Annotated in this window: 13 protein-coding genes; 8 read left to right on the top strand and 5 right to left on the bottom strand. The window is 66.1% G+C overall.

The features are described 5' to 3' along the window. Positions 1-34 precede the first annotated feature (34 nt). Positions 35-967 carry a LysR family transcriptional regulator gene (locus ACPCJR_RS24035; protein ID WP_238508356.1) on the top strand — a complete coding sequence of 311 codons (933 nt, stop codon included), beginning with the start codon at positions 35-37 and terminating at the stop codon, positions 965-967. A 21-nt stretch (positions 968-988) separates the two neighbouring features. Here ACPCJR_RS24035 and ACPCJR_RS24030 read toward each other — a convergent pair whose 3' ends face one another. The 5 genes from ACPCJR_RS24030 to ACPCJR_RS24010 form a co-directional block, all read right to left on the bottom strand. Continuing rightward, positions 989-4,102, bottom strand: a complete 3,114-nt coding sequence (locus tag ACPCJR_RS24030) for an efflux RND transporter permease subunit (RefSeq protein ID WP_391515462.1) — start codon at positions 4,100-4,102, stop codon at positions 989-991. Then, positions 4,099-5,226 carry an efflux RND transporter periplasmic adaptor subunit gene (locus ACPCJR_RS24025; RefSeq protein ID WP_391515460.1) on the bottom strand — a complete coding sequence of 376 codons (1,128 nt, stop codon included), beginning with the start codon at positions 5,224-5,226 and terminating at the stop codon, positions 4,099-4,101. Before ACPCJR_RS24025 ends, ACPCJR_RS24030 begins: the two co-directional genes overlap by 4 nt. Before the next feature lie 49 nt (positions 5,227-5,275). Further along, complete coding sequence (locus ACPCJR_RS24020; RefSeq protein ID WP_238508353.1) at positions 5,276-5,839, bottom strand: TetR/AcrR family transcriptional regulator; 564 nt, start codon at positions 5,837-5,839, stop codon at positions 5,276-5,278. Between the two features lies 1 nt (position 5,840). Continuing rightward, entirely contained in the window at positions 5,841-6,185 is a 345-nt protein-coding gene (locus ACPCJR_RS24015) for a DMT family transporter (RefSeq protein WP_238508352.1), read from the bottom strand. A 370-nt stretch (positions 6,186-6,555) separates the two neighbouring features. Further along, a complete protein-coding gene (locus ACPCJR_RS24010; protein ID WP_391515457.1) occupies positions 6,556-7,461 on the bottom strand; it encodes a LysR family transcriptional regulator in 906 nt (301 codons plus the stop codon). A gap of 105 nt (positions 7,462-7,566) precedes the next feature. Between ACPCJR_RS24010 and ACPCJR_RS24005 the strand changes: the two genes are divergently transcribed. From ACPCJR_RS24005 to ACPCJR_RS23975, 7 genes are all read left to right on the top strand, one after another. Next, a complete protein-coding gene (locus ACPCJR_RS24005; RefSeq protein ID WP_391515455.1) occupies positions 7,567-8,667 on the top strand; it encodes a tRNA-dihydrouridine synthase in 1,101 nt (366 codons plus the stop codon). Between the two features lie 73 nt (positions 8,668-8,740). Further along, positions 8,741-9,367 carry a DsbA family oxidoreductase gene (locus tag ACPCJR_RS24000; protein WP_391515453.1) on the top strand — a complete coding sequence of 209 codons (627 nt, stop codon included), beginning with the start codon at positions 8,741-8,743 and terminating at the stop codon, positions 9,365-9,367. Between the two features lie 56 nt (positions 9,368-9,423). Continuing rightward, on the top strand, positions 9,424-10,305 hold the full coding sequence (locus tag ACPCJR_RS23995) for a polysaccharide deacetylase family protein (RefSeq protein WP_391515451.1): 882 nt from the start codon (positions 9,424-9,426) through the stop codon (positions 10,303-10,305). Positions 10,306-10,358: 53 nt separating this feature from the next. Then, positions 10,359-10,685 carry a hypothetical protein gene (locus tag ACPCJR_RS23990; RefSeq protein ID WP_391515449.1) on the top strand — a complete coding sequence of 109 codons (327 nt, stop codon included), beginning with the start codon at positions 10,359-10,361 and terminating at the stop codon, positions 10,683-10,685. After that, positions 10,682-11,683, top strand: coding sequence for a CobW family GTP-binding protein (locus tag ACPCJR_RS23985; protein WP_391515447.1), 1,002 nt, complete (start codon positions 10,682-10,684; stop codon positions 11,681-11,683). The genes ACPCJR_RS23990 and ACPCJR_RS23985 overlap by 4 nt, the downstream gene beginning before the upstream one ends. A 1,124-nt stretch (positions 11,684-12,807) precedes the next feature. Continuing rightward, on the top strand, positions 12,808-14,499 hold the full coding sequence (locus ACPCJR_RS23980) for a methyl-accepting chemotaxis protein (protein ID WP_391515445.1): 1,692 nt from the start codon (positions 12,808-12,810) through the stop codon (positions 14,497-14,499). Between the two features lie 65 nt (positions 14,500-14,564). Continuing rightward, positions 14,565-15,635, top strand: a complete 1,071-nt coding sequence (locus ACPCJR_RS23975) for an HD-GYP domain-containing protein (RefSeq protein WP_391515443.1) — start codon at positions 14,565-14,567, stop codon at positions 15,633-15,635. Positions 15,636-16,149: the final 514 nt, after the last annotated feature.

Genomic DNA, 16,149 nt, shown 5'->3' with positions numbered 1-16,149 from the left:
CCGCACCGCAGCATGCAAACCGACGAGGTCGGTTGTGACCATTGACCATGGCAATCTCACCGCCATCGACCTGAACCTGCTGGTGGCGCTCGATGCCCTGCTGACCGAACAGGGCGTGACGCGGGCGGCAAGCCGGCTCGGGCTCAAGCAGTCGGCGATGAGCAGCAACCTCGGCCGCATCCGGCGGCTCCTGGACGACGAGATCCTGACGCGGTCGGGCGACGGGATGCACCTGACGCCCCGGGCCATGGCCCTGGTCGGGCCCGTGCGGACGGCGCTGCGGCAGATCCAGTGCATCGTCAACCGCGGCGAGGCGTTCGAGCCGGGCGTCGCGGAGCGCACCTTCGGGATCGCCCTGCCTGGAAGCATGGAGGCGTTGCTCGGCCCCCGTCTCCTGTCGCTGGTGGCCTCGGAGGCCCCGAACGTCCGGATCGTCCTCCAGTCCCTCGATTACGGACAGGTCCTCCCGAACATCGATGCCGACCGGATCGACATCGCCGTGGGCGTCTTCGACAGCGGACAGATGCACCATAAGGTCCGGCCGCTCTACCGCGACGGGTATCTCTGCCTGTTCAACGAGACGCTCCTGAAGGTCCGCGCCCCGCTGTCACTGGACGACTACCTCCGATATCCGCACGTGATGACCACCCTGACCGGGACCGGACCCGGCGTCGTGGACGAGGCGCTCACCCGGATCGGTCGGCAACGGAAGCTGCTGGCGACCACGCCGCGGTTCGCGACGGTGCCGTTCCTGGTCCAGGCATCCCCGGTCCTGACGACCATGGTCGCGGCGCTCGCCACGCGGTTCGCGGGCATGATGGACCTGGCGACCAGCCCCGTCCCGGTCGAGCTCAAGGACTTCACCGTCTCGATGCTCTGGCACTCGTCCTACGACCACGATCCGGCGCACCGGTGGCTCCGCGACCTGCTCCTGCGTGCGTCCAGGGGGCCTGCCGGCCCGGGCTGATCCCGCCCCGCCCGATCCGTTTCAGGAGGAGCTTGCGAACGACCGATCCGCGACATCCGTTTCGGTCACGGACGCCCGCCGTCCCTCCCACCGCAACAGGAGCGAGATCGCGCACGGCAGCACGGTCAGCGTCAGGATGGTCGCGACGGTCAGCCCGCCGACGATGGCGTAGGCCATCGGTCCCCAGAACACCTGCGGCGCGATGGGGATCATGCCGAGCACGGCCGCGCAGGCCGTCAGCATGATTGGGCGCGCCCGGTGCGTCGCGGCGTGCACAACGGCCCTGTCGGCGTCCTCGCCGGCGGCGACGTTGGTATCGACCTCCTCGATGAGGATGACCGCATTGCGGATGATCATGCCGGCAAGCGCGATGACGCCGAGCTGGGCGACGAAGCCCATCGGGATTCCGGTCGGCAGCATCGCCGCGACCACGCCGATGAGGCCGAACGGGGCCATCGCGAGCGCGAGGAACATCCGGGAGAAGCTGCGCAGCTGCACCATGAGCAGCACCAGCATCACCAGCAGCGTCATCGGCAGGACCGCGACGATGGACGCGTTGCCCTTGGCCGCTTCCTCGACCGCGCCTCCGACCTCGATGCGGTAGCCGGTCGGCAGGCCAGCGCCGTACTCGGTCACCGCCGTGCTAAGGGCGTTGACGACGGTCGTCGGCTGCACACCCTCGGGGATGTCGGCCTGCACGGTGATCAGCGCCAGGCGCTGGCGGCGCCAGAAGATGGGATCCTGAACGCCGTAGCGAAGGTCAGCGATCTGGCGCAGAGGCACGCTTCGTCCCTCCGGTCCGCGGATCTGGAGGTTGGCCAGCGTCGCGAGGTCGGTCCGTTCGCCGATGGCCGCCCTGGCGACGACGTCGATCAGCCGGTCCTGGTCGCGAACAGTGGTGACGGTCACCCCAGAGAAGACGGTCGCCATGGCGCTGGCGACGTCCTGGGAAGACAGACTGAGCGCCCGCGCCTGGGTCTGGTCGATCCGGACCTCCACGCTCCGCTCCGGCTCGCCAGCGTTCAGGTGCACGTCCCGGGTGTCGGGATTGCCGGCCACGATGTTGGCAAGCCGCCCCGCGATGTCCCGGACCCTCGCCGGGTCCGGGCCGGTCACGCGATACTTGAGCGGCCAGCCCACCGGGGGGCCGAGTTCGAGCGGCGTCGCGCGGGCGATCAGGTGCGGGAAGTCCGTCCGAAAAGCTTCTTCGAGCCGGGCCCGCAACGCATCGCGTGCCTTCAGGTCCTTGGCGACCACGACGGCCTGCGTCACGTTCTCGTTCTGCAGAAGTACGTCCATCGGCAGGTAGAAGCGGATTGCGCCGGCACCGACATAGGTCGAGTATCGCACGATGCCCGGATCGTCCTTCAACAGCGCTTCGAGTTTCGAGGCCTCGCGCTGGGTCGCTTCCAGGGAGGCGTTCTGCGGCAGCGTTAGGCTTACGAGGAGGTCGGGCCGGTCGGAGGGCGGGAAGAACTGCTCCTCCAGAAAGGCGGAGGCCCAGACCGAGATGCCCAGGGTCGCCAGGGCGACCGCCAGCGTGGTCCGACGATGGCCGAGGACCCACGACAGGACAGTCTCGTAGGCCCGCATGACCCGACCCTTGCCGTGGCCATGGCCGGGCATCGTCTTCGGCAGCATCAGGGTGCCGAGCAGCGGCGAGAACAGGACGGCGACGATCCATGAGGCCGACAGCGAGATCAGCACCACCATGAACATCGAGTAGCAATACTCGCCCGAACTCGACTGGGCGAAGCCGATGGGAATGAATCCGGCGATCATCACGAGGGTGCCGGTCAGCATCGGGAAGGCCGTCGATTCGTAGGCGAAACTTGCGGCGCGTCTCCGGCTCCAGCCCTCCTCCAGCTTGCCGACCATCGCCTCGACGGTGATCATCGCGTCGTCGACAAGCAAGCCGAGGGCGATGATCAGCGCGCCGAGGGAGATGCGTTGCAGGCCGATGCCGGTCAGCTCCATCCCGATGAAGGTCATCGCCAGGACGAAGGGGATGGAGACGCTGACCACGAGACCCGCGCGCACTCCGAGCGAGAGGAAGGAAACCCCCAGCACGATGGCGATGGCTTCGAGGAGCACTTTGACAAAGCTGCCGACGGCCTCGGTCACGACGGCCGATTGATCGGCGACCTGCGTGACCTCGATGCCGTATGGCAGCGTGTTCTCGATCTCGGCCATGCGTGCCTTCACGGCCTCGCCGACGGTGAGCAGGTTGCCAGTCGGAGCCATCGAGATCGCCAGCCCCAACGCCTTCTGGCCGTCGACGCGAAACAGCGGGGTCGGCGGATCGACCGGGCCCCGGCGGATCGTGGCGAGCTCGGTCAGCGGCACGAAGCGGTTGTTGGCGCGCAGCGTCACCGCCCTCAGCGCCTCCTCCGATGCGAACGCGCCGCTGACCCGCAGCGAGATCTTCTCGTCGGGCAGGCGTACGGTGCCCGACGGCTCGACCGCGTTCTGCGCCTTGAGGGCCTGCAGGACCGCCTGCTCGTCGAGGCCGTAGGCGGCAAGCCGCCCTGGGGAGAATTCGACCCGGATCTGTTCTTCCTGAACGCCAAGAAGCTGGACCTTCCCCACATCCGGCACGCGTAGGATCTCGGCGCGGACCCGGTCGAGGTGGTCGCGCAGCTCGCGCTCGGAGAAGCCTTCGGCGGTGAACCCGTAGATGATGCCGAAGGTGTCGCCGAACTCGTCGTCGAAGAACGGGCCCTGCACGCCGCCCGGCAGCGTCGCGGCGATGTCGGCGGATTTCTTGCGGACCTGGTACCAGGCGTCGGCAACGACGCGCGCAGGCGCGTCGTCACGCAGGTTGACCATGATGACGGTCTCGCCGGCGCGGGTGTAGCTGTCGAGGCGGTCGAGGTAGGGCACCTCCTCAAGCTTGCGCTCCAGCCGGTCGGTGAGGAGCTTGGCCGTGTCCGCCACCGTGGCACCCGGCCAGAGGGCGGAGACGACCATGGTCTTGATGGTGAAGGGCGGATCCTCGTTGCGGCTGAGGCGGGTGTAGCTCATGACGCCGCCGACCAGGGTCAGCAGCATCAGGAAGAACACCAGCGGCCTCTGGCCGAGCGCCCAGGCGGAGAGGTTGAAGCCGCCGTCGGAGGAAGATGCATGCGGGCTCATCGGGCGGCGCCTTCCTCGGCGCCCCCGAAGGCGACCTTCTGCCCGGGGCGAAGCTTGCTGACGCCGGCCGTAACCACGTGGTCGCCGTCGGCCAGCCCCGAGGCGACCATCACCTGCGCCGAGCCGTAGCGGGCGACCTCGACAGGCTTGCGCACCAGCTCCTGCCTGGCGGGATCGACGACAAAAACCGCCGGGTGCCCGGCCTCGCCGGTCATGGCCGAGGCGGGGAGCGCGATCAGGGGTGCGCCCGGGATGACGATGCGCCCGGTGACGGTGGCGCCGAAGGCCATTGCCGGCGGCGCGTCCGGTAGGGCGATGCGGACGCGGTAGGTCCGGGTCGTGGCATCGGCGGTCGGGCTGACGTCACGGATCGGGCCGACGACCTTCACCTCGGGATTCGAGGTGAGGCTGACCTCGACCCTGGCGTCCTCCGGGGCGACGTTGATCAATCGTTCGGAGACGTTGAACACGGCGTCCCTCTCCCGGGTCGAGGCGAGCCTCACGGCCATCTGGCCCGCATTGACGACCTGTCCGGCGTTCACGCCGATGGCGCTGACGATCCCGTCGTCGGGCGCGCGCAGCTCCGTGTAGGCGAGCTTGTTGCGGGCGTTCTCCAGGTTCGACCGGACCGCGATGCGACGGGCGTTGGCGCTACGCCAGTTGGCCTCGACCTCCTCGACCCTGGCCAGCGCCGCGATCTGTTTCTCGAATAGGATGCGCTGTCGGTCGAGGCCGGACCTGGCCAGGATCTCGGCCGCCTCGGCGCTCCTCAGGTCGGCCTCGGCGGCCTGGACCTCGTTGCGGACGTCGTCGGGATAGAGCGTCGCGAGGATCTCCCCCTTCCTCACGGCCCTGCCCACCTCGGCCAGGCGGGTCGCGACCCGGCCCTCGATGCGGAAGCCGAGATCCGTCTCGATATGCGGCTGCACCTCGCCGGTCTGGGCGACCTCCTCGCCGATGAAGCCCGGCTTGGCGACGACCGTGCGGACCGGACGTGGCCGTTCGGCCTTGTGCTCCCGCTCCTGGCATCCACCGAGCGCGGCCAACGCCATGAGGGCGCCGCCGCAGGACAGCATCAGACGGGGCCGGCGAGCGGGCATGCGGAAGGGTTCACGCCGAGGCATGGGATCGGAGTCCGGTTCTGGAGGGCGGGTCGGTCGGTTCGAGCGTGCGTCAGGGACCGTGGGTCATGGCCAGGAGCCGGGACCTGAGCTCGACGAGGTCCGGCGTCGGGCAGCCGTCGTCGCGCATCAGCTGCGCGAGCCAGGCGCCGTCGGCGGCGAGGCGCACCGTCGCCAGCGTGGGGCCGTCGTCCGTCGCGCGGTGCCGGTCCATCCGGCCGGCGTACCACTCCGCCCAGAGCCGACGCAGTCCTGGCTCGACGATCATCGAGAGGTAGAGCGCGGTCCACCGGCTGCCCGGACCCATCGCGGGATCGGTGAAGGTCGTCTCGACGTAGGCCCGCGTGAAGCGGCCGCGCGGGACGGGATCCCTTGCCATGATCGCGTCGATCTCCGCGTCGATCCGCTCGATCAGGTCGGCGGCGACGCCCTCGACCAGGGCCTGCTTGCTCGGGAAGTGGTGGAACAGGCCGCCCTTGGTCACGCCAGCGGCCGCCGAGACCGCCTGGACCGTGACGCCGGCGAGCCCCTGTTCCAGGGCGAGCGTCGCGGCGCAGTCGAGGAGCGCACGCCGGATCAGTTCCGGCTGCTTCCTGCGGTTGTAGGCGCTGGCCATGTCAGTGCGACACCGAGGTCGACAGCGTCTGGACGACGACGACGCCGCCGACGATCATGCCGATCCCGACGAGCGCCGCCGCATCGAGGGTCTGCCGGAACAACACCACGCCGATGGCGGCGGTCAGGACGATGCCGAGGCCGCCCCAGATCGCGTAGGCGACGCCGAGCGGCAGGCTCCTCAGCGCCTGCGACAGGAAGTAGAAGGACCCAATGTAGGCCGTGACCATGACCAGCGATGGAACGAGGCGTGTGAACTGCTCGGACTTTTGCAGGAAGGTCGTGCCGACGACCTCGCAGACGATGGCGAGGCCTAGCGCTCCATAGGCGATGAAGATCGAGTTCATAAGCTATCCACCGAGTTATGTTCTTAAGATACCTACCGGTAGGTATCTTTCAAGGGGGATGCTAAGGTTTTTGTGCGGTTGTGCGCCCAAGACCGACTGACCGGTCCCTACTCGCCCTAGAGGTAGGTCATTCTCGGCCAACCTAACGCGAAGCGGATTTGTTGAAGGCCCAAAATGGGTCGCGAGAAGGCTCACCGCCGATGTCTGCTTTTGGGCATCGGCGCCCAGAAGCGGACTGGCTGAAAACCACCCAGTTAGGTCGTCGACCAAACCGGCAGGTGTCGACCCGTTTCAGGCGTAGGAACCGCCATCAGCGCTTCCCGTAAGCGGCCATTTGTCGGCCGTTCGGCAACATCGCGGTGCTTGATCGTCATGGCCGCGCCTGGGCTGGAATGGACACCATCAACGCGGACTTGAGCCCGTCGATGAAGCGACGCACGCGCGGCGGCATGTGCTGCCGGGTCGGGAGAACCGCCCAGATGGCCAACTGCTCCGGCTCGACGTCGTCGAGCGTGACGGTCGTGAGAGTGCCGTCGGCGAGGTCCTGCGCCACGTCCCAATAGGTCAGCAACGCGAGTCCGGCGCCCGCGACGCATGCGGCGTGCACCGTATCGACGCTGCTGGCCGCCAGCCTGCCCTTGATGCGCTTGGCGACAGGATGTCCGCCATGGGCGAATGTCCATGCGTCCATCGCATGCAGCGTCAGGCAGGCGTGCGCATCGAGGTCCTCAAGGCTTCCGGGGCAACCGTACGCCGCGAGGTAGGCCGGCGCGGCGCACAGGATGCGCGGGTTGTCCGCGACCCGCACGGCGACCAGCTCGGAGGCCGGCAGGGTCGCCACCCTGATCGCCACGTCGATCCCCGCGGCCACGATGTCCACGATCCCGTCCGAGAAGGTCAGGTCCACGGTGAGGCGCGGGTTCTCCGCCATCAGCCGGACGACCAGGGGCACGACGAGGGCTCGGCCGATGCGGTGGGGCGCAGTCACGCGCAAGATGCCGCTCAGGCCCTCGTGATGTTCGGAAAAGGCCGCGCTCGCCGCCTCCCGCGCTTCCAGCATCGTCTGCGCGAGCGGCAGGAACGTCTCGCCGTCCGCCGTCAGCGCGACGGACCGCGTGGTGCGGTGGATCAGGCGCACCCCCAGCTCAAGTTCCAGCGCCGCCAGGCGCCGACTGACCGCCATCGGGGAGAGTCCCGCCTGCCGCCCCGCGGCCGAGAGGCTGCCGGTCGTGACGATGGCGCAGAACAGGGCCACATCCGAGAGGTTCATCGGCATATCATTGGGCGATAAAATGCTTATCGTCCATCCTGGCTACCGAGTGGATGTCCCGGCGGATAATTTGCTCTCAATCGAGCGAAGAGAGCGGGTCGGAGGTCAGACATGAGCGCGAACACGGACAGCCTTTTCACGGCGACGGATATAAATGGCGTCTCGCTGCGCAACCGCTTCGCGGTCGCCCCGATGACCCGCGTGAGCGCCTCAGAGGACGGCACCGCCACGGAGACGATGGCCCGCTACTACGAGCGGTTCGCCCGCGGCGGCTTCGGGCTCGTGGTCACCGAGGGCATCTACACCGACCAGGCGTTCGCCCAGGGCTACCTCAACCAACCTGGCATCACCGACGACGGCCAGGCCCATGCCTGGCGGCCGGTGGTCGACGCCGTGCATCGGCACGGCGCCCGCTTCGTCGCTCAGCTCATGCATGCCGGTGCGATCAGCCAGGGCAACCGTTTTCGCGATGCCACCGTCGGTCCCTCGGCCGTGCAGCCCAAGGGCCACCAGATGGAGTTCTACTACGGCAAGGGCGTCTACCCGATGCCCGCAGCCATGACCGAGGAGCAGATCGCCGACGCGGTCGAGGGCTTCGCCGTATCGGCGGCACGGGCCGTGTCGGCCGGGTTCGACGGCGTCGAGATTCACGGCGCGAACGGCTACCTCATCGACCAGTTCCTGACCGACTACGCCAACCGGCGCGACGACCGGTGGGGTGGCGACACGCGCCGGCGCACCACGCTCGTGCGCACCGTGTTCGAGGCCGTGCGGGCCAGGGTCGGGGCCAACGTGCCGGTCGGCGTGCGCATCTCCCAGGGCAAGGTCAACGACTTCGTCCACAAGTGGGCGGGCCGCGATCAGGACGCAGAAGCCATCTTCGGCACGCTCGCCGAAGCCGGGGCCAGCTACATCCACGTCACCGAGCACAAGGTGTGGGAGCCTGCCTTCGAGGGCGGTCGCGACAGCCTCGTCGCGCTGGCCCGCCGCTACGCGCCGCATGTCCCGCTGATCGCCAACGGCGGCGTGCAGGATGCGGCGCGGGCGCAGGAGGTCATGGCCGCCGGGGCGGATATCGTGGCCCTCGGCAAGGCCGCGCTCGCCAACCCGGACTTCCCGAACCGTGTCAGGGCGGAGCGGGAGGTGGCCGCGTTCGACCCCGCCATCCTCGGGCCCATCGCCAACATCAAGCCGAGCGAGTTGGCCGCCTAAGGGGTGCAAAACGAAAGGGCGCGGAAAGCCGACAGGCCCCCCGTGCCGTAGCGGCGAACGTGGAGCATGAACCATGAGCGATGATCTTGGCACGGCGACCGTGAAGCCTGCCCGCACGAAGATCCACGTCTGGATCGACTTCGTCTGTCCGTACTGCCTCCTGGGGGAGCAGCTCATCCGGGCCGCCACCGACGGGCTCGACGTCGACATCGTCTGGATGCCGTTCGAGTTGCGCCCCTATCCCACTCCGACGCTGCGGCCCGAGGACGACTACCTGCCCGCGGCCTGGAAACAGGGTGTTCACCCCACCGCCGAACGATTGGGCGTCCCGATCCGCCTTCCGACCATCTCGCCGCAGCCGTACACCCGCAAGGCGTTCCTGGGTCTCCAGTATGCCGTCGAGCACGGGCGGGGCGATGCCTACGTGGACGCGGTCCTGCGCGCCTTCTTCCAGGATGATCGCGACATCGGCGACACCGACGTGCTCAGGACGATCATCCAAGGCCTTGGCCTCGATCCTGCTGGCCTCGATGCGGTGCTCGCCTCGCCCCTCCACGGCGAACGCCATGAGGCGGCATTGCTGGAGGCGCGAAGGGTCGGCATCCGCGCCGTCCCATCGGTGGCCGTCGGCGACCGCCTGTTCTCGGGCACGCCGGAGCCTGAGGCGTTGCGCGCCGAGATTCTGCACCGGGTCACGTAGCCAAAGGCAGCGGCCGGAAACAAGGTCAGCACCATTCGAGGAGGAGGAAACGCATCATGGCAAAGGAAATCCTGGTCGGGTTCGGTGTCGACGTCGACGCGGTGGCGGGTTGGCTCGGTTCCTACGGAGGCGAGGACTCCCCCGACGACATCTCCCGGGGCCTTTTCGCCGGGGAGGTCGGAGCGCCGCGCCTGCTGAAACTCTTCGAGAGGTGGGGCATCAAGACCACCTGGTTCATCCCGGGTCATTCGGCCGAGACGTTCCCGAAGGAGATGAGGGCTGTGGCCGAGTCCGGCCACGAGATCGGCATCCACGGGTACTCGCACGAGAACCCGATCGCCATGACGCCGGAGCAGGAAGAGGAAGTCCTCGACAAGTGCATCGCCTTGATCGAGGACCTGTCGGGGCGGCGCCCGACCGGTTACGTCGCGCCGTGGTGGGAGTTCTCCAACGTCACCAACGAGCTCCTGCTCAAGAAGGGCATCAAGTACGACCACTCGTTGATGCACAACGACTTCACGCCCTACTACGTGCGGGTCGGCGACACGTGGACGAAGATCGACTACGCGGGCAAGCCGTCCGATTGGATGCGCCCGCTTGAGCGGGGCGAGGAGACCGACCTCATCGAGATCCCGGCGAACTGGTACCTCGACGACCTGCCGCCGATGATGTTCATCAAGAAGTCCCCGAACAGCCACGGCTTCGTCAACCCACGGCACCTCGAAGAGATGTGGCGCGACCAGTTCGACTGGGTCTACCGAGAGATGGACTACGCGGTGTTCCCGATCACCATCCACCCCGACGTCTCCGGGCGCCCGCAGGTGCTCCTGATGCTGGAGCGGCTCTACGAGTACATGAAGGAGCACGCCGGGGTGCGTTTCGTGACCATGGACGAGATGGCGGAAGATTTCGCGCGGCGCCATCCCCGCCGCAAATGAACCACGGCGGGCGGGCCCCGTCCGCCTAGCCCGATGACGGGGGGCCTTGCGCCATGTGCTCACTCTGCGGCGTTCTCGGATGCGATGACCACTGGACGAGTGCGGTGGCTCGGCCGGGCGTCTACACGCACAACACCGACCGCATCGCCCGACGGCGCGAGGCCGCGCGGCGCCTCGCCGTCGCCAACGCCCTCCTGTCCACGCGCCGGCTTCGCCTGTCCGAGTGGCAGGGGCGGTCCTACGTCCTGGCCTCGCCGACGGGCAGCACCCGGATCTTCGATGCCCTCTCGCATCTCTGGTCCGAGGCGGGGGCGCTGGCGGGACGTCCCTTCGACCCCCTCGATCCCGACTTCGTCGCGTCGGTCGAGGCCATCCGATGAGCGGGCCGACACCCGTCCATCTCCTCACGGGGTTCCTCGGCTCCGGCAAGACGACGCTCCTGCGCCGCATGCTCGCCGATCCCGCGATGGCCAGGGCCGCCGTGCTCGTCAACGAGTTCGGCGAGATCGGGCTCGACCACGAGCTGCTGGAGCGCGTCGACGACACCGTCGTCCTGCTGAAGTCGGGCTGCCTCTGCTGCACGGTGCGCGGGGAGCTCGCGGAAGCCCTGCTCGCCCTTCACTCACGACGCGCCCGCGGCGAGGTGCCGTTCTTCGACCGCGTGGCAATCGAGACCACGGGCATGGCCGACCCCTATCCGGCCCTGTCGACGGTCCGGTCCCATCCGGTGCTGCGCAACCACTACCGAAACGCCGGAGTCGTGACGACGGTCGACGCGGTGAACGCCCCGGGCCTGCTCGACACGCGGCTGGAAGCTCTGCGCCAGATCGGGGCGGCGGACCTGCTGGTGCTGACCAAGACCGACTTGGCCATGTCCGGCAGGGTCTCGGACCTGGTTGCCCGCCTCGCGTCGGTGAACCCATCCGCCCGGGTGGTGACGGCGTCCGAGGCAACCGCCGCGGACTTCCTCGCCGAGGCCGGCGACACGCCGGCCGCACCAGTCGACGCGCTTCCGCATCACCGTGACGGGAGGTTCCGTGCCGAGTCGCCCGTGACCTCCTTCTCCCTGGAGATCGAGGAGCCCGTCGACTGGACGGGGTTCGGCCTCTGGCTGACCATGCTCCTCGACCGGCACGGGGAGAACGTCTTCCGCGTGAAGGGTATCCTGAACCTCCAGGGCGAGGAGCGCCCGGTAGCCGTGCACGGCGTCCAGCGTCTGGTCCACTCGCCGGTCCATCTGGAGCGCTGGCCGGACGGGCGCAGGGCGTCGCGCCTCGTCTTCATCGTCCATGGGCTGGACCACACGAGGATCGAGGCATCTTTCCGCGCCTTTGACGCGATGTCCCGCCGGGTCACTGCCCGCGGAAGCGCTGCTTGAGCGATAGCCCTCGCGAGCGGGCGCGACGGCAGTGTCTGCTTCTGCCAACTCCCATCCCGAAGCGGACCTGCTGAAATCCATCCACTCTGGACATGGGACCCCCTCGATTATGCTACTGGAGAGCGGACCTTCGAGGGTCTGAAAAGGGTCGATAGCAACCTGAACGATGGGTCGGATATCCGAACGAATATCCGACAGTGTCGAGCTATGCGTGGGGTGCACGTATGGGACAGCAGGCTTGGCGATGCCAGTGCTTCATTCGGCAGAGGAATGGCCGAAGTTGATCACCTGTATGACTGCCCCAAGCTGTTGCTGAATGCTCGCTATAGCTCCATCGATGTGCCCGGGTCGATAGCGTCAGCCCTGGTTCTACGAACACGGAACTAGCGCAGTAAACCGGGATCGCGCGTTACCTTGGCGCTAGAACGTAGTTTGACTGGGTCATCTCGTTTTTTGAGGTATATTAGCAGAGTTCTCACGATTGCGTGAGGCCGACGCAACCTCCTTCACTTGCGAAAGTCTTTAATGCATCTGGCGCTCATGACGCGCCTGGAATTTGCCCTGATTTTTACCCTACTCATATGCGGAGCTATGGTCATCATACATGCGCTCTTCTCACCCTAACTATCTTCCTACGTTACTTCAGAGTCGTACCAGAAGTGTGCGTCGTCAGACTGATATGGGAACGGACAGTCCTCCAGGCTCGATCCATCGTCAAAGGCGTACAGCTCCTGCCAAAATGGGTTGGAAGACGGTTCCATAGCGACCTGCGAGCGATAGGTATTGGACGAGGCAATGTCTGTGCCCAGGAAGCCAGCGCCCATATTTCAAACGCTCGGCTCCGTTGAGGAATGGACCACGCGCGACACTTCGCCGAGTAGGACAGCACAGGGATTTGGCGAAGGCGGGCCGTAACGAGTTAGGAGGGCGGTACAAGCATCCCTCGCAACCCACCCTGGAAATTAGCATAGATTAATACTTCATTTTGCTCACGGAATCGTGCTTAGAAATATTTTTTCGCGTAAACGGATTAGAATCACTCTGCCGTCAAACCTTGCCGAAGTCCCTGAAAGCTTTGTTGTTTCGGCATTGAGACAACTCCAGGGCGTTTCGCCGAGGCCCTCATGCACGCCAACCTCTCCATCAAGACCGCACTGGCCACCGCGTTCGGTGCGCTCGCTCTGATCAGTGCCGCACAGGGCGGTCTATCCATCGCGAAGCTCACCTCCGTCCGCCATGGCATCACGGAGGTCACCACCAACTGGCTGCCATCCGTTATCGCGATCAATGACATCAAGGCGGCAGCCGCAGAGGTTCGGATCAAGCAGCTGCGGCTGCTGGCCTTGTCGGCAACGCCAGCCCAGTTGGCAGAGAACGAGGCGCAGCTAGCGACGACGCAGGCCAAGGTCGTAGAAGCGCGCAAGATTTATGAGCCCATGATTGCGACCCCCGAAGAGCGCAAGCTGTATGAGACCTTCAGCGTCGAATGGAGCCGGTACGAGGCCATTTCTAGCGAAGCCGCTCGTCTGGTGGTAGCCAATCAGCGAGACGATGCCCTCGCACTGATCGGCAAGTCGGAAAACGTCAGGCTTTATAACGATATCCGGGACTCGCTCGCGCGGGACGTGGCTTTGAATGAGCGAGGCGCGCGTCAGGAAGCGGATGCCGTTGGCGCCGACGCTGATAGCGCAAAACTTGCCGCCTACCTCGCCGTCGTTCTCGCCGTCGCGGCTGCCCTCGGCGCGATGGCGTTCAGCTGGCTGCGGGTATCCCGTCCCATTCAGACGATGACGGATGCCATGGCCCGGCTCGCCGAGGGCGATGCGACGATCATCGTGCCTGGGGTGGCCCGCAAAGACGAGATCGGAGCGATGGCCGGCACCGTCCAGGTCTTCAAAGACAACCTCATCCGAACGCGTCAACTGGAAGCCGAAACGGCGCAGGCTCGGCTTGCGGCCGAGGAACAGCGCAAGGCCGGCATGCACCAGATGGCTGACAGCTTCGAGGCGGCGGTTGGCGGCATCATCGGAATGGTGTCGTCGTCCGCCACCGAGCTGCAGGCCACCGCCCAGACCATGACCGCCACGGCGACGGAGACCGCCTCGCAGTCCACGACCGTCGCTGCTGCGGCCGAGGAGGCTTCCTCGAACGTCAACACCGTCGCCGTCGCTGCCGAGGAGCTCGGCTCGTCCGTTCAGGAGATTGGTCGTCAGGTCAACGGCTCCGCGACACTGGCGCAGAGTGCCGTGGCTGAGGCCGATCATACCGCCTCCCTGGTGCAGGAGCTGAGCGGTGCCGTCGCGAAGATCGGAGACGTGGTGACGATGATCTCGACGATCGCCGGTCAGACCAACCTTCTGGCGCTGAACGCCACCATCGAGGCGGCGCGTGCCGGCGAGGCCGGCAGGGGCTTCGCGGTGGTGGCCGCCGAGGTCAAGGAGCTGGCCAATCAGACGGCCAGGGCAACCGCTGAAATCGGACAGCAGATCACCCAGATCCAGGGGGCGACGGGCCAGGCAGTCCAGGCCATCGGCGGCATCACGATGCGCATCCAGGAGATCAGCAGCGTGGCCACGTCGATCGCTGCGGCGGTCGAGGAACAGGGGGCGGCGACCCAGGAGATCGTGCGCAACGTGGCGCAGGCCGCAACCGGAACCGGTGAGGTCACCAGCAACATCACGGGGGTTGCCCGGGCCGCCGAGGATACGGGCGCTGCCGCCTCTCAAGTGTTGGGTGCTGCCGGTGAGCTGTCCCGACAGTCCGAGTACCTGAATGTGGAAGTGGCACGCTTCCTCCAGACTGTTCGTGCCGCGTAGAACGAACGGAGTCAGTCAAAAAGACCCAGGGGATTGGTACTAGCTCATATTATGCGAGATCTGCCATGGGCGAACTGATGCTTATCAGCGACGACCTGTATCGCACGGAACGACTGCTGCGCGATCTAAAGCTGTCAATTCCGTCGACGATATACGATCTCTACGACTACACGCCGCCTGCAAATCCCCCTGCTATCGTCCTGAGTGATGTTAGGGAGTTGACGTCCGATGCCATCGCCCGGCTGAAGCAGCTTTTCAGCCGAGCCGGCATCGGCAAGAGACCCCATGTCTTCGTCGTGCACGAGGAAGGCCCGCGGACTCAGGCTCACGTTCAGATGCTCGGGGTGACCGCGATGGTCACCGCTGCGGCCCTCTCTACACTGCCGCGTGTCATCGAACGCGTCGTGGTCCAGGCCGGGATGGTGCCTTCGTCGGCACAGAAGCACGCGAGCCGGGCGCGGCAGTTTCTGCGCGACACCATCATGGTTGGCGTGCTGACACCAGCCGAGGTCGCAAACGGGACGGAGATCGTTGCGACGGCCATCGGCGCCCACGGGATCTACGATTGGATCCGCGCGGTGCGTGACTTCGATGATGCCACGCACCAGCATATCCTGCTCGTGGCGGGATTGGCGGCCGCCTTCGCCGGCACCCTCGGAATGTCGAGGGCTGATCGACATCGATTGGCTCAGGCGGCCCTTCTTCACGACGTCGGTAAGACCAGGATCCCTGTTGCCATCCTGAACAAGCCAGGCAAGCTCGACGCGTCCGAGATGGCCGTGATGCGAACGCACGCCGTCGAGGGCTATCGCATGCTTGTCGGGCTAGGGTTCGAGGAGGCCATGCTGAGCGTTGTTCGGTCTCACCATGAGATGCTGGATGGATCTGGCTATCCAGACGGGCTGTCGGGGGCGGCCATTCCCGACCTTGTCCGGCTGGTCACGGTCTGCGACGTCTATGGCGCCTTGATCGAAGAACGGCCTTACAGGGCGCCAATGGCTGCATCGGAGGCGTACCCGATCCTCGAAGGTATGAAGGGCCGGTTGGACCCCGATCTGGTGCATGCTTTCAGGCCCGTCGTAATGACTCCCGCCGCCAATGCCGATCCTTCCAAGCCCCTGAAACCGTCTCATTGATCTTATGCGGATACTAAGATTTCACTTGTATTTCAGGCAGGCACGAAGCGTCTTAACAGAACCTGGCCCAAAGTCACGATGAATATACAGTTGCTCGCCCGAGCAATCAGGCACGGAACGTCGTCTGCGTCGAAGTGAAGACCCGCAAGCTTTAGCTGCCAATCCTTAGTCCGATGAAGCGGACACCCCCGCTGAGTAGGCAGAACGGTCATATCCCTGACATTTTACGCCGTCTGCTTTCGACCCGACCCAGTCATTCGGGATCACCGCTGCGATGTCTATGAGCGGTCGTTGATCGAGCCACCCCTGTACGGCTGAAGCTGGCTGAAAGCCGTTGGTCCGTTCTATAGCGAACGATTGCACGAAGCAGACCTTGCAGTTCGCGAGAGCATTTTACCGACACCTGAAAAGCCAGCACGCTTTCCCGAACGTCGGGCGACGAGGGCGCGACGCGATCTGTTCAATTCGGGTGACACCTACTACAATCGGCAAAGCATCCCCTCGGTTATGTCAG

The organism is Methylobacterium sp. NPDC097929, assembly GCF_049543375.1.
Classification (GTDB): Bacteria; Pseudomonadota; Alphaproteobacteria; order Rhizobiales; family Beijerinckiaceae; genus Methylobacterium.
This window is presented reverse-complemented; position numbering and strand designations above follow the sequence as displayed.